The 16222-nt window shown below is 67.6% G+C and carries 12 protein-coding genes; 4 read left to right on the top strand and 8 right to left on the bottom strand.

What is annotated here, in order from left to right; genetic code table 11:
* Positions 1 to 2: 2 nt before the first annotated feature.
* Positions 3 to 773, bottom strand: coding sequence for a thioesterase II family protein (locus QGN30_RS17910; protein ID WP_009955701.1), 771 nt, complete (start codon positions 771 to 773; stop codon positions 3 to 5).
* Between the two features lie 8 nt (positions 774 to 781).
* Positions 782 to 4285 (bottom strand): non-ribosomal peptide synthetase, encoded by a 3504-nt coding sequence (locus tag QGN30_RS17915; RefSeq protein WP_248923602.1) that lies wholly within the window; start codon positions 4283 to 4285, stop codon positions 782 to 784.
* A 95-nt stretch (positions 4286 to 4380) separates the two neighbouring features.
* On the opposite strand from QGN30_RS17915, the gene QGN30_RS17920 reads away from it, so the two are divergent.
* The gene (locus QGN30_RS17920) at positions 4381 to 6018 is read left to right on the top strand and encodes a (2,3-dihydroxybenzoyl)adenylate synthase (protein WP_014384379.1); all 1638 of its coding nucleotides are present in this window, start codon (positions 4381 to 4383) and stop codon (positions 6016 to 6018) included.
* Between the two features lie 139 nt (positions 6019 to 6157).
* Here QGN30_RS17920 and QGN30_RS17925 read toward each other — a convergent pair whose 3' ends face one another.
* Together QGN30_RS17925 and QGN30_RS17930 are read right to left on the bottom strand one after the other, a co-directional pair.
* Entirely contained in the window at positions 6158 to 7225 is a 1068-nt protein-coding gene (locus tag QGN30_RS17925; RefSeq protein ID WP_248923601.1) for a 3-deoxy-7-phosphoheptulonate synthase, read from the bottom strand.
* Positions 7226 to 7531: 306 nt separating this feature from the next.
* A complete protein-coding gene (locus QGN30_RS17930) occupies positions 7532 to 8392 on the bottom strand; it encodes a LysR family transcriptional regulator (RefSeq protein WP_014382291.1) in 861 nt (286 codons plus the stop codon).
* Between the two features lie 105 nt (positions 8393 to 8497).
* Between QGN30_RS17930 and QGN30_RS17935 the strand changes: the two genes are divergently transcribed.
* Both QGN30_RS17935 and QGN30_RS17940 read left to right on the top strand, forming a co-directional pair.
* Entirely contained in the window at positions 8498 to 9208 is a 711-nt protein-coding gene (locus QGN30_RS17935) for an SDR family oxidoreductase (RefSeq protein WP_009976223.1), read from the top strand.
* A 41-nt stretch (positions 9209 to 9249) separates the two neighbouring features.
* A complete protein-coding gene (locus QGN30_RS17940) occupies positions 9250 to 9615 on the top strand; it encodes a cupin domain-containing protein (protein WP_225330884.1) in 366 nt (121 codons plus the stop codon).
* Here QGN30_RS17940 and QGN30_RS17945 read toward each other — a convergent pair.
* The 3 genes from QGN30_RS17945 to QGN30_RS17955 all read right to left on the bottom strand — a co-directional run bounded on the left by QGN30_RS17945 (position 9612) and on the right by QGN30_RS17955 (position 11995).
* Complete coding sequence (locus QGN30_RS17945; protein WP_009955693.1) at positions 9612 to 10229, bottom strand: TetR/AcrR family transcriptional regulator; 618 nt, start codon at positions 10227 to 10229, stop codon at positions 9612 to 9614. The two genes, QGN30_RS17940 and QGN30_RS17945, sit on opposite strands and share 4 nt — an antisense overlap.
* A 95-nt stretch (positions 10230 to 10324) precedes the next feature.
* A complete protein-coding gene (locus QGN30_RS17950; RefSeq protein WP_038535828.1) occupies positions 10325 to 11008 on the bottom strand; it encodes a maleylpyruvate isomerase family mycothiol-dependent enzyme in 684 nt (227 codons plus the stop codon).
* 195 nt (positions 11009 to 11203) lie between these two features.
* Positions 11204 to 11995, bottom strand: a complete 792-nt coding sequence (locus QGN30_RS17955; protein WP_201408171.1) for an iron reductase — start codon at positions 11993 to 11995, stop codon at positions 11204 to 11206.
* 109 nt (positions 11996 to 12104) lie between these two features.
* Between QGN30_RS17955 and QGN30_RS17960 the strand changes: the two genes are divergently transcribed.
* Positions 12105 to 13733, top strand: a complete 1629-nt coding sequence (locus QGN30_RS17960; RefSeq protein ID WP_225330882.1) for a diflavin oxidoreductase — start codon at positions 12105 to 12107, stop codon at positions 13731 to 13733.
* Positions 13734 to 13743: 10 nt separating this feature from the next.
* On the opposite strand, the gene QGN30_RS17965 is transcribed toward QGN30_RS17960, so the two are convergent.
* A complete protein-coding gene (locus tag QGN30_RS17965; RefSeq protein WP_225330881.1) occupies positions 13744 to 15402 on the bottom strand; it encodes an NAD-dependent malic enzyme in 1659 nt (552 codons plus the stop codon).
* Positions 15403 to 16222 lie beyond the last annotated feature (820 nt).

Genomic DNA, 16222 nt, shown 5'->3' on the forward strand with positions numbered 1-16222 from the left:
TATCACCCGGCATTCACCTGCGCGGCGACCGCGTCGACATGGTCGTAGACGTAGAAGTGCCCGCCCTCATACAGCGACACGGCGAAGGATCCCGCGGTGTGTTTTTCCCACTGGCGCAGCACACCGGTCCCGATGCGGTGGTCGTCATGGCCACCCAACACGTGGATGTCGGCGCCGATGCGGACGTCGGGGCTCGGGTCGTAGCGATTGAAGGCCTCGTAGTCGGCGCGCACCGCGGTGGTCAGTAGTTCCGAGAACTCTTCGTCGGCAAGCAGTTCCGGGTCGGTGCCGCCCAGATCGGCGATGTCCGCCAGCAGCCCGTCGTCGCTGGTCGGCAGTTCGGGCATGTCGGCGACGACGCACGGCGGCGGACCCGCCGATACCCAGAGTTTGCGGACGGCCGCACCGTGCGTCTCGGCGACGCGGGCGAATTCGAAGGCGACGACGGCACCCATGCTGTGGCCGAACAACGTCAGCGGTGCGACGCTGGGCCATGGTGCGGCCTGGAAGAGGCCGGCGGCCAGGTCGTGCACGCTTTCGTGTGCGGGCTCGCTGAGGCGGTCGGCCCGCTGTGGATACTGCACGACGTAGGTGTCGCCGCCGGCGGCCAGCGCCGCCGCCAGCACCCGATAGCTCGCGGCGGCCGCACCGGCATGCGGGAATACCACCGTGGCGCCCGCACGGCGGTCCGCCGACCCGTCGTTGGGGCCCCGGGTCAGCTTGATCCAGGACGGGAACGTGGAAGACACGGTGATCAGATTATTCAATGTCATTGCACCGTTTACGATTTCGCGGGTTGCTGAGAGGCCGCCAGAACCGATTCGGCGTCCATGCCGATAACCTCCAGATATAGCTCGGCGACCTGGTCAAGCCGGCCGGGGTCGCGCTCACCGGCCCCGAGGACCGCGGCCAGCGCCGACACGGTTCGGTTGGCGAAGATGTCGGCGACCATGATGTCCGGCGCGTCCAGCCAGGCCCGAATTCGCGCCACCGCCTGTGTGGCCAGCACCGAGTCACCGCCGAGGGCGAAGAAGTCGTCGTCGATACCGATGTTCTGCCGGCCGAGCAGGTCGCCCACGATCGTGGCGAGCGCGGATTGAAGTGGCGTCGACGGCGCGCGGTGGCCCGGCCGCTGCGATTGCGAAACGGCGCTTTCCAATTCGCGCGCCACGGCGCGCCGGTCGAGCTTTCCGGCATCGGTGAAACCGATCCGCTCCACGACCGTGATGTGGCGCGGAATCATGTGCGCGGGAACGAGGTCGGCGAGAGCCTGCCGGATTCCCTCGGCGGTCACGGAGGCATCGTCAGCGCACACCTGCGCGGCCAGCACATCGGATTCGCCGGACACGGCGATCAACGCGGCCACCGCCGTGCGCACCCCCGGCACGCGCCGCAACGCGGTCTCGACCTCGCCGAGCTCGACGCGGTACCCGCTGATCTTGACGCGGTGGTCGGCGCGGCCGACGAATTCGAGGGTGCCGTCGGGCCAGTAGCGGACCAGATCGCCGGTGCGATACCAGATTCGGCCGTCGTGTTCGACGAAGCGTTCGGCGGTGAGATCGGGGCGTCCGCGGTAGCCGCGCGCGATACCGCGGCCGGACACCCAGTACTCGCCGGGCACCCAGTCGGGACAGTCGGCGCCGGTGTCGTCGACGACGCGGCAGGCGTTGTTGGGCAGCGGGACGCCGAAGGGCAGCGCCGTCCAGTCGTCGGGTATCGGCTCGGTCACCTCGAAAATGCTGTTGTGCACCGGGGTTTCGGTCGCACCCCCGAGTCCCGCGAAGCGCACGCCGGGGGCTTCGACCCGCAGCCGGCGCACCACCTCGGGGCGCACCCAGTCGCCTCCGGTGGGCACCACCCGCACCGAGGACAGCCGCCCGCGGCCGACCTCGACCAGCATCTCGAGCCAGCCGGGCATGAAATGCAGCACGGTGACCTGGTGGGCGTCGATGAGCCGGGCCCAGGCGTCGGGATCACGTCGCTGGGCTTCGTCGACCACGACGATGGAGCCGCCGGTGCGCAGGGTGACGAACACGTCCATGACCGAGATGTCGCCCTCGAGGGTCGATAGGGCCAGGCATCGATCCGCGGGGCCGATGTCGAAGTGGCGGCCGATGAATTCCACGGTGTTCATCGCCGCGTCGTGGGTGACCTCGACGCCTTTGGGTTCGCCGGTGGAGCCGGAGGTGAACAACACGTAGGCGAGCGCGGCGGGATCGACTCTCGCTGAAGTGATCTCGGTGCTCGCGGGTGCGCCGCCGAGGATGTCGGCGAGCACCACCTCGGGCACCGGCATGGACAGGCGTTGTCCTCCGCACACCACGGCCAGGCTCACCCCGCCGGACTCGAGGATGCGCTCGGCGCGGTCGCGTGGCTGGTCGACGCCGATCGGCAGATAGACGGCACCGACGGACAGGATGCCCAGCAGCGCGGGAATCTGCTCGGCGGTTTTGGGGCCCATCACCGCGATGGTGTCCCCGGCGGTGACGCCGGCCGCACGCAGCGCGGCCGCCACGGCCAGCGCCTGGTCGCGTAGCTGCGCGTAGCTGAGGTCACCGGAACTGGCGAAGACCGCCGGCGCATCGGGTCGCTGCTCGGCTTGCCGAAAGAACCCGTCGTGCAAGGCTTCTCCGCTCGGTTCGGCGGTGCGGCCGTTGGCCGCCTCGCGCACCGCGCGCTGAGCCTCGGGCAGCGCCGGGGGGCCCGGCGCCTCCCAGGCTTCGTCGGCGGAGGCCAGCCGGAGCAGCTCGTCGATGTGATGCGCGAACATCGCGTCGATGACGCCGGCAGGGAAGACGCCTTCGCGCACATCCCAATTCACCAGGACGCCGCCGTCGAATTCGGTGACTTGCGCGTCCAGCAGCACCTGCGGCCCCTGGGAGATGATCCATCCCGGTGTGCCGAATTGGCCGGTCACGTCGGAGCTGAACAGCTCGCCGAGTCCGAGCGCGCTGGTGAAGACGACGGGCGCGAGCACCTGGGTGCCGCGATGACGGCTGAGGTCACGAAGGACCGCCAAACCGGGATAGGCCGAATGGGCGGCGGCGGTGCGCATCGCGTCCTGCACCACCTGGGCCCGTGCCGCCGCGGTGTTCGCGCGGGTGAGGTCGACGTCGAGCAGCAGCGAGGAGGTGAAGTCACCGACCAGGGAGTCGACATCCGGGTGCAGCGCCTGGCGCCCGAACAGCGGGACGTTCAGCAGGAAGCGCGAGGTGGTCGACCAGCGCGCCAAGGTGTTGGCGAACCCCGCGGCCAGCGCCATCGCCGGGGTGAACCCGCGGGCCTGGGCGCGGGCGAAGAGCGCATCGCGGGTGTGCGGGTCCAGCCAGTGCCAGCGCCGGGTGCTTTGGTTCTCGGCGCGGCCCCCGGTGGTCGGCAGGGCGGGCGGGTCTGGCAGCTCGGGAAGGCGCCGCGCCCACCAGGCGCGGTCCGCGTCGCGGGCTGGTTGCGGCCGCGCGTCCTCGGCCTCGATGGCGTGGCGGTACTGCCGGTAGGTGTAGCCCAGTTCGGGTAGGTCGCGGCCGAGGTAGAGCGCCGCCAGGTCGGCCATCAGGGTGCGGTAGCTCATCGCGTCGGCGGCCTGCATGTCCAGGTCGACGTGCAGCCGCGACCGTTCGGCCGGCAGCAGCGTCACCGCGAGCTCGAACACCGCGCCGTCGAGCTGCTGGTGTGATTTGGCGGCGCGGATGGCGGCGAGCCGCCGGTCGGCCTCGCCGGTGCTCCGCTCGCGCAGGTCCTCGACGTGGACCGGGAAGGGGCCGAACTCGTCGGCCGGGGCGATGCGCTGGGTGCCGTCGGGCAGGAACCGCACCCGCAGCATCGGATGGCGCCGTGCCAGCGCGGTGGCCGCGGCGCGCAGGCGTTCCGGATCGATTCCTCCGCCGTCGAATTCGACGTAGAGGTGTCCCGCGACGCCGCCGAGCTGCTGGTTTTCCTGGCGGCCGACCCACATCGCGTGCTGCATCGGGGCCAGCGAAAAGGGCTCGTCCTCCCCGGACCGCCCAGCGTCCGCGGGTGCATCGGCGGGCTCGGCCGGCCGATCAGCGCTCGGCTTGCCGGCGTTGACCAATTCCGCCCAGGCCTCGACCGTCGGCGTTTCGGCGAGCGTGGCGAAGTCGACGGCGATGCCCTGGCGGCGCCAGCGCCCGGCCAGGGTCATGATCCGGATCGAGTCCAGGCCCTGACCGATGAGGTTGCTACCCGGCTGAACTGCATCGGCGTCGACGCCGAGGAGTTCGGCCACCTCCGCCCGGATGTCCTCCGAGCGTGCCGGGGCGTGCACCACAGACCCTCCCTGAATTAGCACAGGCTGCCCTAATTTTTTGGTTACCCTATCCTTACTCCGTGCATCCCCGCTACTAAGCCCCCGTCTAAGGAGCCATGACCCCGAACACAACGCCGCCGGCCGGAGTCCTCGACGGGTTCGTGCCCTTCCCCGCTGATCGCGCCGCCGCCTATCGGGCGGCCGGCTATTGGGCGGGACGGACGCTGGACACGATCCTGACCGACGCGGCTCGGCAGTGGCCCGATCGAACCGCGGTGCGCGACGCCGTGGGCGGTACCGGCTTCAGTTATGCGGACCTCGACGACCAGGCTAACCGCGCGGCCGGCGGCCTGCGGGCACTGGGTATCGCGCCGGGCGACCGGGTGCTGCTGCAGTTGCCGAACAGCTGCCAGTTCGCGGTGGCCTTGTTCGGGTTGCTGCGGGCGGGGGCGGTCCCGGTGATGTGCCTGCCGGGACACCGGGCCGCCGAGCTCGGGCATTTCGCCGCGGTCAGCGCGGCCACCGGTCTGTTGATCGCCGATACCGCGGCGGGTTTCGACTATCGCACGATGGCGCTCGGCCTCATCGAGGAACACCCAACGCTGCGGCACGTCATCGTCGACGGCGATCCGGGGCCGTTCACCTCGTGGGCGCAGTTGTGCGAGCAGGCGCCCGGCCCGCCGTCCTCGGCCGACCCGGGATCGCCTGCGCTGCTTCTGGTTTCCGGCGGGACCACGGGCACACCCAAGCTCATCCCCCGCACCCACGACGATTACGTGTTCAACGCGACGGCCAGCGCCGAACTCTGCCGGCTCACCTGCGATGACGTCTATCTGGCGGTGCTGTCGGCCGGTCACAATTTTCCCCTCGCCTGTCCCGGCCTGCTCGGCGCGATGACGGTGGGCGCCACCACCGTCTTCGGCACCGATCCCAGCCCCGAGGCGGCCTTCGCCGCCATCGACCGCCACGGCGTCACGGTCACCGCCCTGGTGCCGGCCCTGGCCAAACTGTGGGCGCAGGCCTGCGAGTGGGAACCGGTGACTCCAAAAACCTTGCGGCTCTTACAAGTCGGTGGCGCCAAGCTGGAGCCCGAGGACGCCCGCCTGGTGCGCACCGCCTTGACGCCGGGCCTGCAGCAGGTGTTCGGGATGGCCGAGGGGCTGCTGAACTACACGCGCCCCGACGATCCGCCCGAACTCACCGAGCACACGCAGGGCCGGCCGTTGTCCGCCGCCGACGAACTGCGCGTCGTCAATGCGGCCGGTGAGCCCATGCCCCCCGGCGAGGAAGGCGAATTGCTGGTCCGCGGACCCTACACGTTCAACGGCTACTTTCGCGCCGAGCGCGACAACGAGCGCTGCTTTGACGCGCAAGGTTTCTTCCGCAGCGGTGACCTGGTCCGGATCACCGACGACGGCTACGTCGTGGTCACCGGCCGCGTCAAAGACGTCATCTGCCGCGGCGGCGAAACCATCTCCGCGGCGGACCTCGAGGAGCAGATGCACAGCCACCCGGCGATCTTCTCGGCGGCCGCGGTGGCGCTCCCCGACCCTTATCTGGGCGAGAAGATCTGTGCGGCAATCGTTTTCAACGGCCCTGAGCTATCGCTCGCGGAGCTTAACGGCTACCTCGACGGGCGTGGCGTGGCCGCGCACGCGCGTCCCGACGTCTTGGTTCCGATGACCACGCTGCCCACCACGCCGATCGGCAAGATCGACAAAAAGGCGATCGCCGGCCAGATTTCGGCGCGCTAGCACCACGCCGTGCGTATGGTAGCCGCGATCACTAGTTGGTTTGCAAGGGCGCTGGGTTCACCGAGTGTATGGACGAAAAATGAACCAAATCCGTGCCTAGGCCCCACACTCGGCGCGGCCCTGTCCGCCTCAGGGCCACCTACCCGCGATCACCCATCGCCGCGTAAAGCTTCGCCAGCAATTCCGCCGTGGTCGCGAAGTCCATGCAGGCGTCGGTGACGGATTGGCCGTATGTCAGTTCGCCGCTGAGCGATTGGGCGCCGGCCACCAAAAAGCTCTCCAGCATCAGGCCGGCGATGCCGCGCTCGCCCGCCGCGATGCGCGTGCTCACCTCGGCGGCGACCTCCGCCTGTCGCACGTGGTCTTTGGCGGAGTTGGCGTGTGAGCAGTCGATCATGACCAGCTCGGACAGCCCGACCTTGCGCAGCCGTTCGATGGCCGTGACCACCGAGGCCGCATCGTAATTCGGGCCGGCGGTACCGCCCCGCAGGATCACGTGGCAGTCGGGATTGCCCATGGTCTCGACGACGGCCGCGCGGCCCACGTCGTCGGTCCCGAAGAAATGGTGGGGCGCCGCCGCAGCTTTGACGCCGTCGATGGCGACTTGGATGTTGCCATCGGTGCCGTTCTTGAATCCGATCGGCATCGACAGCCCCGATGCCAACTGGCGGTGCACCTGCGACTCGGTGGTCCGCGCGCCGATGGCGCCCCAGGCGACGGCGTCGGCGATGTACTGCGGGCTGGTGGGCTCCAAGAATTCGCAGCCCACCGGGAGGCCGACGTCGATGATGTCGAGCAGCAACCCTCGTGCGGTGCGGATCCCACGTTCCACGTCGAAGCTGCCGTCCATGGCGGGGTCGTTGATGAGCCCCTTCCACCCGACGGTGGTGCGCGGCTTTTCGAAGTAGACCCGCATCACGATCTTCAGCCGTTCGGCGTACCGGGTCGCAAGCGGGGCGAGCCTGTGTGCGTAGTCGAGCGCGGCGGCCGGATCGTGCACCGAGCACGGGCCGACCACGAGTAGCAGGCGGTCGTCGTGGCCGGCCAGGATCGCCGACACCTCGTCGCGGTCGCGCTGGACGGCCTCGGCGCGCGCGGGTGTCAGTGGCAGTTCGGTGCGAATCGCGGCCGGAGCCGAGAGTTCTCGGAACGAGACGATCCGATGGTCGGACGTGTCGACAGCTGTGGTGACGTCGGTGAGGGACATGGTGGGTGTGTCTTTCTGTGTTGGCTGCCAGGGCACGCCGCTGGTTCCCGATGCCCTGAAAAGCGAAAAGCAGCGACCGTGTGGTCACTGCTGGGCTCCGGGTCTCAGTCGTGCGGGTGCGTCAACCAGACGCCTCATCGCCGGCTCCGCCCGGAGCCTCGATAAAGCGCCAATACGCGCGCACGCCGATGTTCACGACGGCGAACATACCACGTGGGGCTCGACCACTTGACAGCCCGTTACGGCATCCGAGGGCCCCAGACAGGCGTGAAGCCATGTGCGACCGCAAAGCCGTTGTCACCGAGCCTAATCCACATCGAGTGCGGCGATCTGGTCGAGAAAAGCCCGTGCGGGCGCCGACGCACTCGCGGACACCGCGATGCCCAGACGCCGTTCGGTCAGGGGCAACAGCGGCCGCACTACGACACCGGGCAGCTCGGGGAGGCCGGCGCTGGGCAGGATGCTCACGCCCAACCCGGCTCGCACGATTTCGAGCGTCGCCCCGATCTCGCGGGCTTCGAAGGCCAGGTCGAATTCGATGCCCTGCCGCCGCGCAATCGGCATGAACACATCGGCGCAGCCGCCGGTGCCGCGAACAAAAGGCTCCTTGGCCAGGTCGGCGTAGGTGACGATGTCCTTGGCCGCCAGCCGGCTGTCGGCCGGCACCACCGCGACCATTTCTTGCACGCCGAGTGCCGCCGCGTCGAGGCCCTTGCTCGGCAAGCTGACCACACCGGCTTCGGCGGCGCCTTGGTCGAGCCAGTCCAAGATTTCTTCCTTGCTCCCCTCCAGCAGCCGAATGGTGACGGCCGGATGCCGCCGGGCGAAGGTCCTTAGTTGCGGCGCGATGAGCGTGGCGGTCGCTGTCGGCAGACTGGCCAGACTCAGCGTCCCGGTGATGTCGCCCGCCAATCCGGCGACTTCGGTGCGCATCAACGTCAACTGCCGCACCGCTTCCCGCGCATGCGTCAGCGCAACGGCTCCGGCTTCGGTCAACGCGAGGCCATCCCGGCGGCGCATGAACAGCGGCAACCCCAATTCCCTTTCGAGGGTGGCGACCGTGCGGCTGACGGCCGGCTGCGAGAGCCCCAGCCGTCGGCTCGCCGCCGTGAAGCCGCCCTGGTCGACCACCGCAATAAACGTCTTGAGCTGCGACAACGTCGTCATCCGTCCTCCATAAGGCCAAAGTCATCAGCCATATCAACAACGTTATGTCTGATTGGCTTTCCAAAACGTTTAAGTAATCATGAAATACGTGCCAAGGAGGACACCATGACCGCAAAGCGAGTGCTGATCACCGGGGCGTCGAAGGGAATCGGCCGGGCCGTCGCCGACCGTCTCGCGGTGTCGGGCGACATGCCGGTTGGCCTCGCGCGCGCCAGGCCGGACGACTTCCCGGGTGAGTTCTACGCGGTGGACCTCACCGACCGCGCCGCCACCGACGCGGTACTCGAGCGAGCCCTGCGGGATGGGCGCGTCGACGCCGTGGTCAACAACGTCGGCGTCGCGCGGTTCGGCCGGATCGGTTCGATCGAGTTGGATGACCTGTTCACCACCTACGACCTGAACGTGCGCACCGCGGTGCAGGTCGTGCAAGCGGTGCTGCCCGGGATGCTGTCGGCCGGGTGGGGCCGCATCGTCAATGTCACGAGCATGACGACACTGGGCACCGCGGAGCGCACGCCCTACGCCGCCACCAAAGGGGCGCTGGAAGCGTGCACGCGGATCTGGGCGGGAGAGCTCGCGCAGTCCGGCATCACGGTCAACGCGGTGGCGCCCGGGCCGATCGAAACCGAGATGTACCGCGAGCTCAGTCCGGCCGGATCCGAGCGCGAAGCGCGTCTTTTGCAAACCATTCCGCTGCGCCGGCTTGGCGCACCGCGCGAGATCGCGCACGCCATCTGCGCATTGCTGGACGAGGACGCCGGCTATATCACCGGTCAGATCATTCGCGCCGATGGCGGCGGCAGCATTGCCGCGTGACGATGCCGGGCACCAAGGCTTTCGCTGCGAAGGAGAATCCCATGAGCCACAACGTGTTACAGAATGTCATCGCGCCCGAGGAGATCGTCTGGCACGAGACCGGCCTGGGACCGAGTTTCTGGGTCAGTGACGAGCTGGCCGGCGATAACTACTCCACACGTTTCAGTGCGCAGTTGACGAAGTTCGGCCCCGGCGGGGGATCCTCGCCGCATCATCACGATTACAACCATGCTTTCTGTTTCCTGCGCGGGGCCGGCCTTGTTCAGCTGGGCGAGCATTGCTGGGAGACCAAGGCGGGCACCTTCGTCAAGGTGCCCGCCAATGTCGTGCACAGTCTGAAAAACGTCGGTTCTGACGAACTCGTTTTCCTGGTCATCTACGACCCGCCGCACGTGGCGACAGATTAGCCAATCGCGTTGGTGCGCAACGCGCTAAGGAGTCTGTCCATCACCACGCCGGCGTCCGCCCGCGCCTGGTGGTAATCGTCCGCACGCGCGATGTAGAGCGTCGCTTCGCGCAGCGCCCCCATGATCGTCAGGGCCGTCGCCTCGATCGGCTGGCGCGGGATGCTGCCCGACTCAATGGCCTCGGTCAGCAGCGCCGTGACGAATCCGATGTTGTACCGGTGCCCGATGGCGCTCCAGCGTTCCCATCCCAGCACCGCCAGCGCCTCGAGCAAAACGATGCGTTGAATCTCGGGATCGGCGCACGCGTCCAACCACAGGGCGGCGCACAGCCGCATGATCTCGACGGGATCGCCGTGCCCCGCGGCCGCGACGGCGTCTCCCATTCGGGCGGCCATCTCCCCCTCCACCTGCTCGAACACCGCCGCGAATAGCTCTGTCTTGTCGGCGAAATGGTGATACAGGGCGCCGCGGGTCACCCCCGCGTTGCGAACGATCGTTTCCAGGGATGCGTCGGCAAACCCCAACGACGCAAACAACGGCCGGGCGGCAGCGACCAGCGCTTCACGCGTGCCGGCCGCGCGCTCTGCCTGTGTGCGACGACCGCCCTTCGCCATCAATCCCCGCCTCTCACGTGTGCATTCTCATACATACCGCGCGGAGGTCGTGGGATGCCCCGCCCGACGGCGTAGCGTCGAGGTCGGCGGTGGACTCAAAACACCCTGAGCCGGCGAATCATGTTCAGAGTCGATGGATCCCCCTCGGCCTGAACGCCCAAGCTTTCCCAGGTACCGCGCTGGGTAACCCACCGCACGAAAGCTTGCGAATCAGACGTGATGTGCGCGGCGACATCGTCGTGGTCGCCGATGCGGAGGATCCGAGCGCACAGGCCGTCGAGGCGAAGCTCCACGCCTGTCTGTAACTCGTTGAGCAGACTCGTGTTCTGCTGCGGCAGGGCCGCTTCGATCCAGTCGAGGGTGGGCGCGAGCCGTAGCTGGTCGACGGGCGGCGGTGCACCTTGCAGCGGCCCACCCGGAGAAAAAAGGTCGTACCGGATGTGGACGAAGGCTTCGAAGACGAAGGTTGTCGGCACGACCGACGCCGGATAGGTGCCGACATCGCCGATCGGAATGTCGACGTCCTGACCTTCGATGGCGGCGAGCACCTCTAGACCCCGCGCGCTCACCGATTCGTAATCGGCCACGACCTCTTGGGGGGTCATCGAGCGTCGCGACTCGACATAGATGTCCGCCGCGCGCTCGGCCGGCAAATCGCCGGGATCGGGCAGGGCCGATGGGTCGACCGCCAACCAGAAGCTGCACGCCATATGGGACACGAGATCCTGCACCGACCAACCCGAACACCCACTGTCCTTGGCCCACATCGAATCCGGCATCTGCGAGCAAAGCTCCAAAACGGTCCTACGTTCTTTCGCTATGGCCTCGAGCACGGCACTCATGATCCCACCTCCGCATACATACAGTATGTATTAACATACACACGGTATGTATGTGATGCAAGGCGAACATCGAAGTTGGTATCGACCGGCCAAAGACGTCGGCCTTCCCGCATTCGTAGGGGGCCGCCCGTGTCAGATTGAGCCGGCGTGTGCGGCGACCAAAGGCGCTGTCGCGCGGCGTGATCGGCGTACCGGCAGCCCGAATCCGACCATCGCATCGAGGATGGCCTGGCTTCGGCGGGTGATCACATGGTCGTCCACGGGCGCCGGGCGCGGGATCTGGGCGGCCACCCCGATGATCGCCGACCCCACGATGTGCCACATCGCCGTGACCGCGACGGCGCCGTTGCTGATTGCGTGCACGGAGTCGAACAGCCGCGACAGACTTCGGTGGCAGCGATGCGCCACCCAAATCGCCAGTGCCGCTTCGTTCGGCAGCGTGAGCACGCCTTCTCGGCGCGGGCGCCGCCCGAAGGCATCGCCACTGCGCGCGGCCGCGCAGGGATCGTCGGGCAGCACGCGCAGCGTGGGGTCCACCACCGCGGCCCAATCGATTGCACCGTCGCGATCGCGGTGCAGCCAGAGATTCTCCAGGCCGACGTCCCAGGCTCTTCCTTCCAGCAGCACCAGCGGCAGCATCCGACCGATGATCTCGTGGATGAGGCTGGCCACCAGTTGCCGCGTGGCGGCGTGGGGACCGATGTTTTTCGCCGCATCGTCGAACATCGCCCGCAGCAACGCGTCGGTCCGCTGTGAATCGAGAGGCCACCAGCGCTGTCGCGAGACATCGTCGAGCACGGCGATGCCATACACCAAGGGACACCCGGGAAAGAGTGCGCGCAGGCGACGGCTGGACTCATGCACCGGAAGCTCCCGGCGGATGTCCATCCCCGATATCAGCGGATGGTGAATCGCGGTGCGCATGTGAGCAACCTCCGTGTCAGTTAGGTTAGGCTACCCTATGCTAGGCCTGGGTCGGGCGGTGCTCCCGCCCGGTCAGCGACACAGGTCCGCGCACACAGAGGAAGCGACCATGACCGCCCAACCGAAGTTTTCACTGATCGTGGGCTACGGCACCGACATGGGTAACGCCGAAGACGCGGCCATGTCGTTCGCCGAGGCCGTCCAGGAAGCCATGGGCATCGAATCGGAAGCGGTGGAACTCAACCAGGTCGAAATCGCCGACCTGCAATCGGCGAGCCATTTCATCGTGGTCACCTCGACGTTCGGCGACGGCGAGTTCCCCGACAGCGCCGCGTTGTTCTGGGAGGCGATCAGCGCCGAAAGCGCCGACCGGCTCGACCATTTGAAGTTCGCCGTGCTGGCGCTCGGCGACAGCAGTTACGAACTGTTCTGCAATGCCGGCCGGCTCCTCGACGAGCGCCTGCAAGCGCTGGGAGCGGTCAGGCTGACCGCGCGTGTCGATGTGGACGGCGCCTACCAGCAACTCGCGACGGCGTGGACGGGCGACCTGGTCAAGCTGCTGGCCGCCGACCGCGCTCATGCGGGACCGCGTGTCGCGACGGTTGCCAAGGAGGCAACGGCCGCTCCTCCCCCGCCGAGCCGGGATCACCATCAACGTTTCGAGGCACCGATAGTCGTGAACCGGCTGCTCAGCGCGCCGGGTTCGGAGAAGGAGGTTCGTCACTACGAGTTGGACCTCACCGGCGCCGGAATCGCCTACAGCGCCGGCGATTCGATCGCGGTGCATGTCGCCAACGACCCCGACTTGGTCGACGCAGTGCTCGCCGAACTCGATGCGGGCCCCGACCATGCGGTGGCCGGCTACGACGAGCCGCTCGGCGTCCTGCTGACCCACCACCTGGATATTCGGGCTCCGTCGCGGGCGCTGCGGGCGCTGGTGGCATCGCGCGCCGGGGATGCCGACGCGGTCGCCGCCCTCGCCGGTGACGGAACCGCGAAGCCCGGCACGTGGTTGTACGGCAGGGACGTGCTCGACCTGATCAGGCTGGGCGAGCTGAGTGTGGACGAACTCGTGGACACCTTGCGTCCCTTGCAATTCCGTGACTATTCGATCGCATCGAGCCCGGTGGTCCATCCCGATCGCGCGCATTTGACGGTGGCGACGGTGCGGTACACCGCCCGTGGGCGCCGGTATGGCGGGGTGGCCTCGACCTTCCTGGCCGACCGCAGCGAGACGGCACGCGTGCACCTGCGACCGAATCACACCTTCCGCCTGCCCGGCGCTGACGTCCCGATCATCATGGTCGGTCCGGGGACCGGCATTGCGCCGTTCCGCGGCTTTCTGCAGGAACGGCAGGCGACCGGGGCGCCGGGTCGGGCGTGGCTGTTCTTCGGCGCGCGGAATCGGGCGCTGGACTTCCTCTACGCCGACGAGCTGCACGGCTTCCGGGAATCGGGCGTGCTCACGCGACTCGACCTGGCGTTCTCCCGCGACAACAAGGATGCCACGAAACAGTATGTGCAGCACCGCATGTGGGAGAACGCCGCGGAAATCTTCGGCTGGCTCGAAGAGGGTGCGCACGTGTACGTGTGTGGCGACGCCGAGCGAATGGCCAAGGACGTCGACGAGGCGTTGCGAGCGCTGGTGGCCCACGCCGGCGCGATGGAGGCCGAGGCCGCCCACGCCTATGTCAACGAGCTGATCAAGAATCACCGGTACGTGCGCGACGTCTACTGACGGCCGGTGTTCACTGACTCACGGCGGTGGGATATTCCGGGCGCCAACGCACCTCGGCGATACGGTCGGCGAGCTCCGCGTCGCCGCGCGTCGGGGCGACGCCGTCCACCACGGCCTGCATGGCGACCGCGTGCGCGATGCGGACGGCGACATCGGGCACGTCCGACCACGCGGGCAGCAACGGCCGGTCGGGGTCCGCGAGGGCGGGCGACGCCTCGCCCAACGTCTCCGCGGCGACGCGCATCATCTCGTCAGTGACCCGGGTCGCCTGGGCAGCTGTGACGGCCAAACCCATCGCCGGGAAAATATAGACGTTATTGCATTGGGCGACAGGGCGTTCCACCCCGTCGCGGCGCAGGGGCGCGAACGGCGATCCGGTGGCGATCAGGGCACGCCCGTCGGTCCACCGATCCAACTCCGCCGGGTGCGCCTCGGCCCGGCTCGTCGGGTTGGACAGCGGGAAGATGATCGGTCGGTCGGTCTTGCCCGCGAGTTCCCGCACGATCGCTTCGGTGAACGCGCCCGCGGCGGTGGACAAGCCGAGCAGCACGCCGACGTCGACACGGTGGACGACATCGGCGAGCCGGGCGCGCCCGGACACGCCCCAGCCCGCCACCCGGGCGGCCGGCTGGGCAAACCCGCGCTGCGCGGCGGACAGATCGGTGCGGTCATCGGTGAGGAGCCCTTCCACGTCGACGACCCAGATGCGCTCCGAGGCAGCGCCTTCGGACAATCCCTCGTTCACCATTTGGCGGCGAATCATGTCGAGCACACCGATGCCGGCCGAGCCGGCGCCGAGCATGACAACCTGTTGCTGCGACAGGGGGCGTCCCGCGACCTTGGCGGCACCGTGCAGCGCCCCAACGGTGACGGCGGCGGTCCCCTGGATGTCGTCATTGAAGGTAAGGAGTTCGTCGCGGTAGCGAGCGAGGATCGGCTGCGCATGTGTGGACGCGAAGTCCTCCCACTGCAGCAGCACATGGGGTAGCTGCCTGCGTACCGCGGCGACGAACTTGTCGATGAACGCGTAGTAATCGTCGTCGTCGACGCGTCGGTGCCGCCATCCCAGGTACCGAGGGTCATCAAGCAGTTCGCTGTTGTCGGTTCCCACATCGAGCACGATCGGCAGTGTGCGAGCGGGGTCGATGCCGCCAATGAGGGTGTAGAGGGATAGCTTTCCGATCGGGATGCCCATGCCGCCGATGCCCTGATCGCCCAGGCCGAGGATCCGCTGCCCGTCGGTCACCACGATCACGTCGACCTCGCGCTGGGGCCGATTGTTGAGCACCTCGTCCAGGCACTCCCCCTCGGCGTAGGACACGAACAATCCCCGCGGCCGGCGGTAGATCTCGCTGAAACGCTGACAGGCCTCCCCCACCGTGGGCGTGTAGACGATCGGCAGAGCCTCGGGGATGTGGTCGAGCAAAACCCGGTAGAACAACGTCTCGTTGCGGTCCTGCAACGCCCGCAGATAGATGTGTTTGTCGAGATCGTCGCGGCGCGTGGAGAATTCGTGCCAGCAGTGCTCGGCCTGTTGCTCGAGGGTCTTGACCGTCGTCGGCAGCAGACCCATCAGGCCCAATCGGCGTCGCTCGTCCTCGGTGAAGGCGGTGCCCTTGGTGGTCAGGGCATCGAACAACCTGGCCGGCCCCCGGAGCTCATCGGGCATCGTCAACGTCCCTTCTGTACGAATCTCGCGGGAGGGGAACGAGGGAGTGTCCGAACCATCATCGATGATCCCGGGCTGTTTGTCTGCGCGTAACCCGGCGCCAAAGCCGTCAAAGTGTCAGTGCGCTGCCAAAACGACCTGGGCCTGGGCTCGTCGAATGCCTTGAGGGGCATAGGGGAACGATGCGTTCTCAGATGTGAGGAAGCCCTCGACGCCCCCTATTGACCGGATTCCCAGTTGGCCGCAGTTTGCTGCCGGAGTCGGGAATCGGCCCGAATCCCATGCGAGGCTTCGCATCAACGGGAGCATGTGATGCAGCGCCGCGGAACTTATGCGGATCGTGTGATTGTTTGCCCGACTCACCGGTGCAAGAAAGGTTTTGCTGACACTATTCCAATACGGCCATACATCACGATATGGTAACCGAAGCGCCGTTTCGGCAGGCCCAGCATCGTCTCGGGTGGCCTCGCCGAGACAGCGCCGCTCTGTGGGTGGGAATCGACAGATTGGGTCATCGCGTCGAGAGAAATGCTTGTTCGGCCAACGGTTCTGTGTTAACCGCGCGATTTAATTCGGCTCCCTGTCGTTGACTACCTCACACGGGCACACCATGGGTTGTCAGAAGTTCCTGAGAGATTGCTCGGGCCCGAGAGGGGAATTCTATGATTGCGCCGCGGGTGCGCCGGCGGGTCATGACTTTGCGCCGCTTGACAACATGCGGATCGCCAACTCACATCACGGTGAACTTATTCCCTCGCGCGCATTGGTCGACGCATCCGGCGGTGCGGCGATCGGGAGGCCCGCGTAACGGGGCTCCTCG

This window comes from Mycobacterium sp. 3-98 (assembly GCF_035918355.1).
Lineage (GTDB): Bacteria > Actinomycetota > Actinomycetes > Mycobacteriales > Mycobacteriaceae > Mycobacterium > Mycobacterium intracellulare.

Bases quoted from the DNA above. Each gene is read 5' to 3' on its own strand.
- QGN30_RS17910 (WP_009955701.1), bottom strand. From the start codon at position 773: ATGACATTGAATAATCTGATCACCGTGTCTTCCACGTTCCCGTCCTGG.
- QGN30_RS17920 (WP_014384379.1), top strand. From the start codon at position 4,381: ATGACCCCGAACACAACGCCGCCGGCCGGAGTCCTCGACGGGTTCGTG.
- QGN30_RS17925 (WP_248923601.1), bottom strand. From the start codon at position 7,225: ATGTCCCTCACCGACGTCACCACAGCTGTCGACACGTCCGACCATCGG.
- QGN30_RS17930 (WP_014382291.1), bottom strand. From the start codon at position 8,392: ATGACGACGTTGTCGCAGCTCAAGACGTTTATTGCGGTGGTCGACCAG.
- QGN30_RS17935 (WP_009976223.1), top strand. From the start codon at position 8,498: ATGACCGCAAAGCGAGTGCTGATCACCGGGGCGTCGAAGGGAATCGGC.
- QGN30_RS17940 (WP_225330884.1), top strand. From the start codon at position 9,250: ATGAGCCACAACGTGTTACAGAATGTCATCGCGCCCGAGGAGATCGTC.
- QGN30_RS17945 (WP_009955693.1), bottom strand. From the start codon at position 10,229: ATGGCGAAGGGCGGTCGTCGCACACAGGCAGAGCGCGCGGCCGGCACG.
- QGN30_RS17950 (WP_038535828.1), bottom strand. From the start codon at position 11,008: ATGCCGGATTCGATGTGGGCCAAGGACAGTGGGTGTTCGGGTTGGTCG.
- QGN30_RS17955 (WP_201408171.1), bottom strand. From the start codon at position 11,995: ATGCGCACCGCGATTCACCATCCGCTGATATCGGGGATGGACATCCGC.
- QGN30_RS17960 (WP_225330882.1), top strand. From the start codon at position 12,105: ATGACCGCCCAACCGAAGTTTTCACTGATCGTGGGCTACGGCACCGAC.
- QGN30_RS17965 (WP_225330881.1), bottom strand. From the start codon at position 15,402: ATGCCCGATGAGCTCCGGGGGCCGGCCAGGTTGTTCGATGCCCTGACC.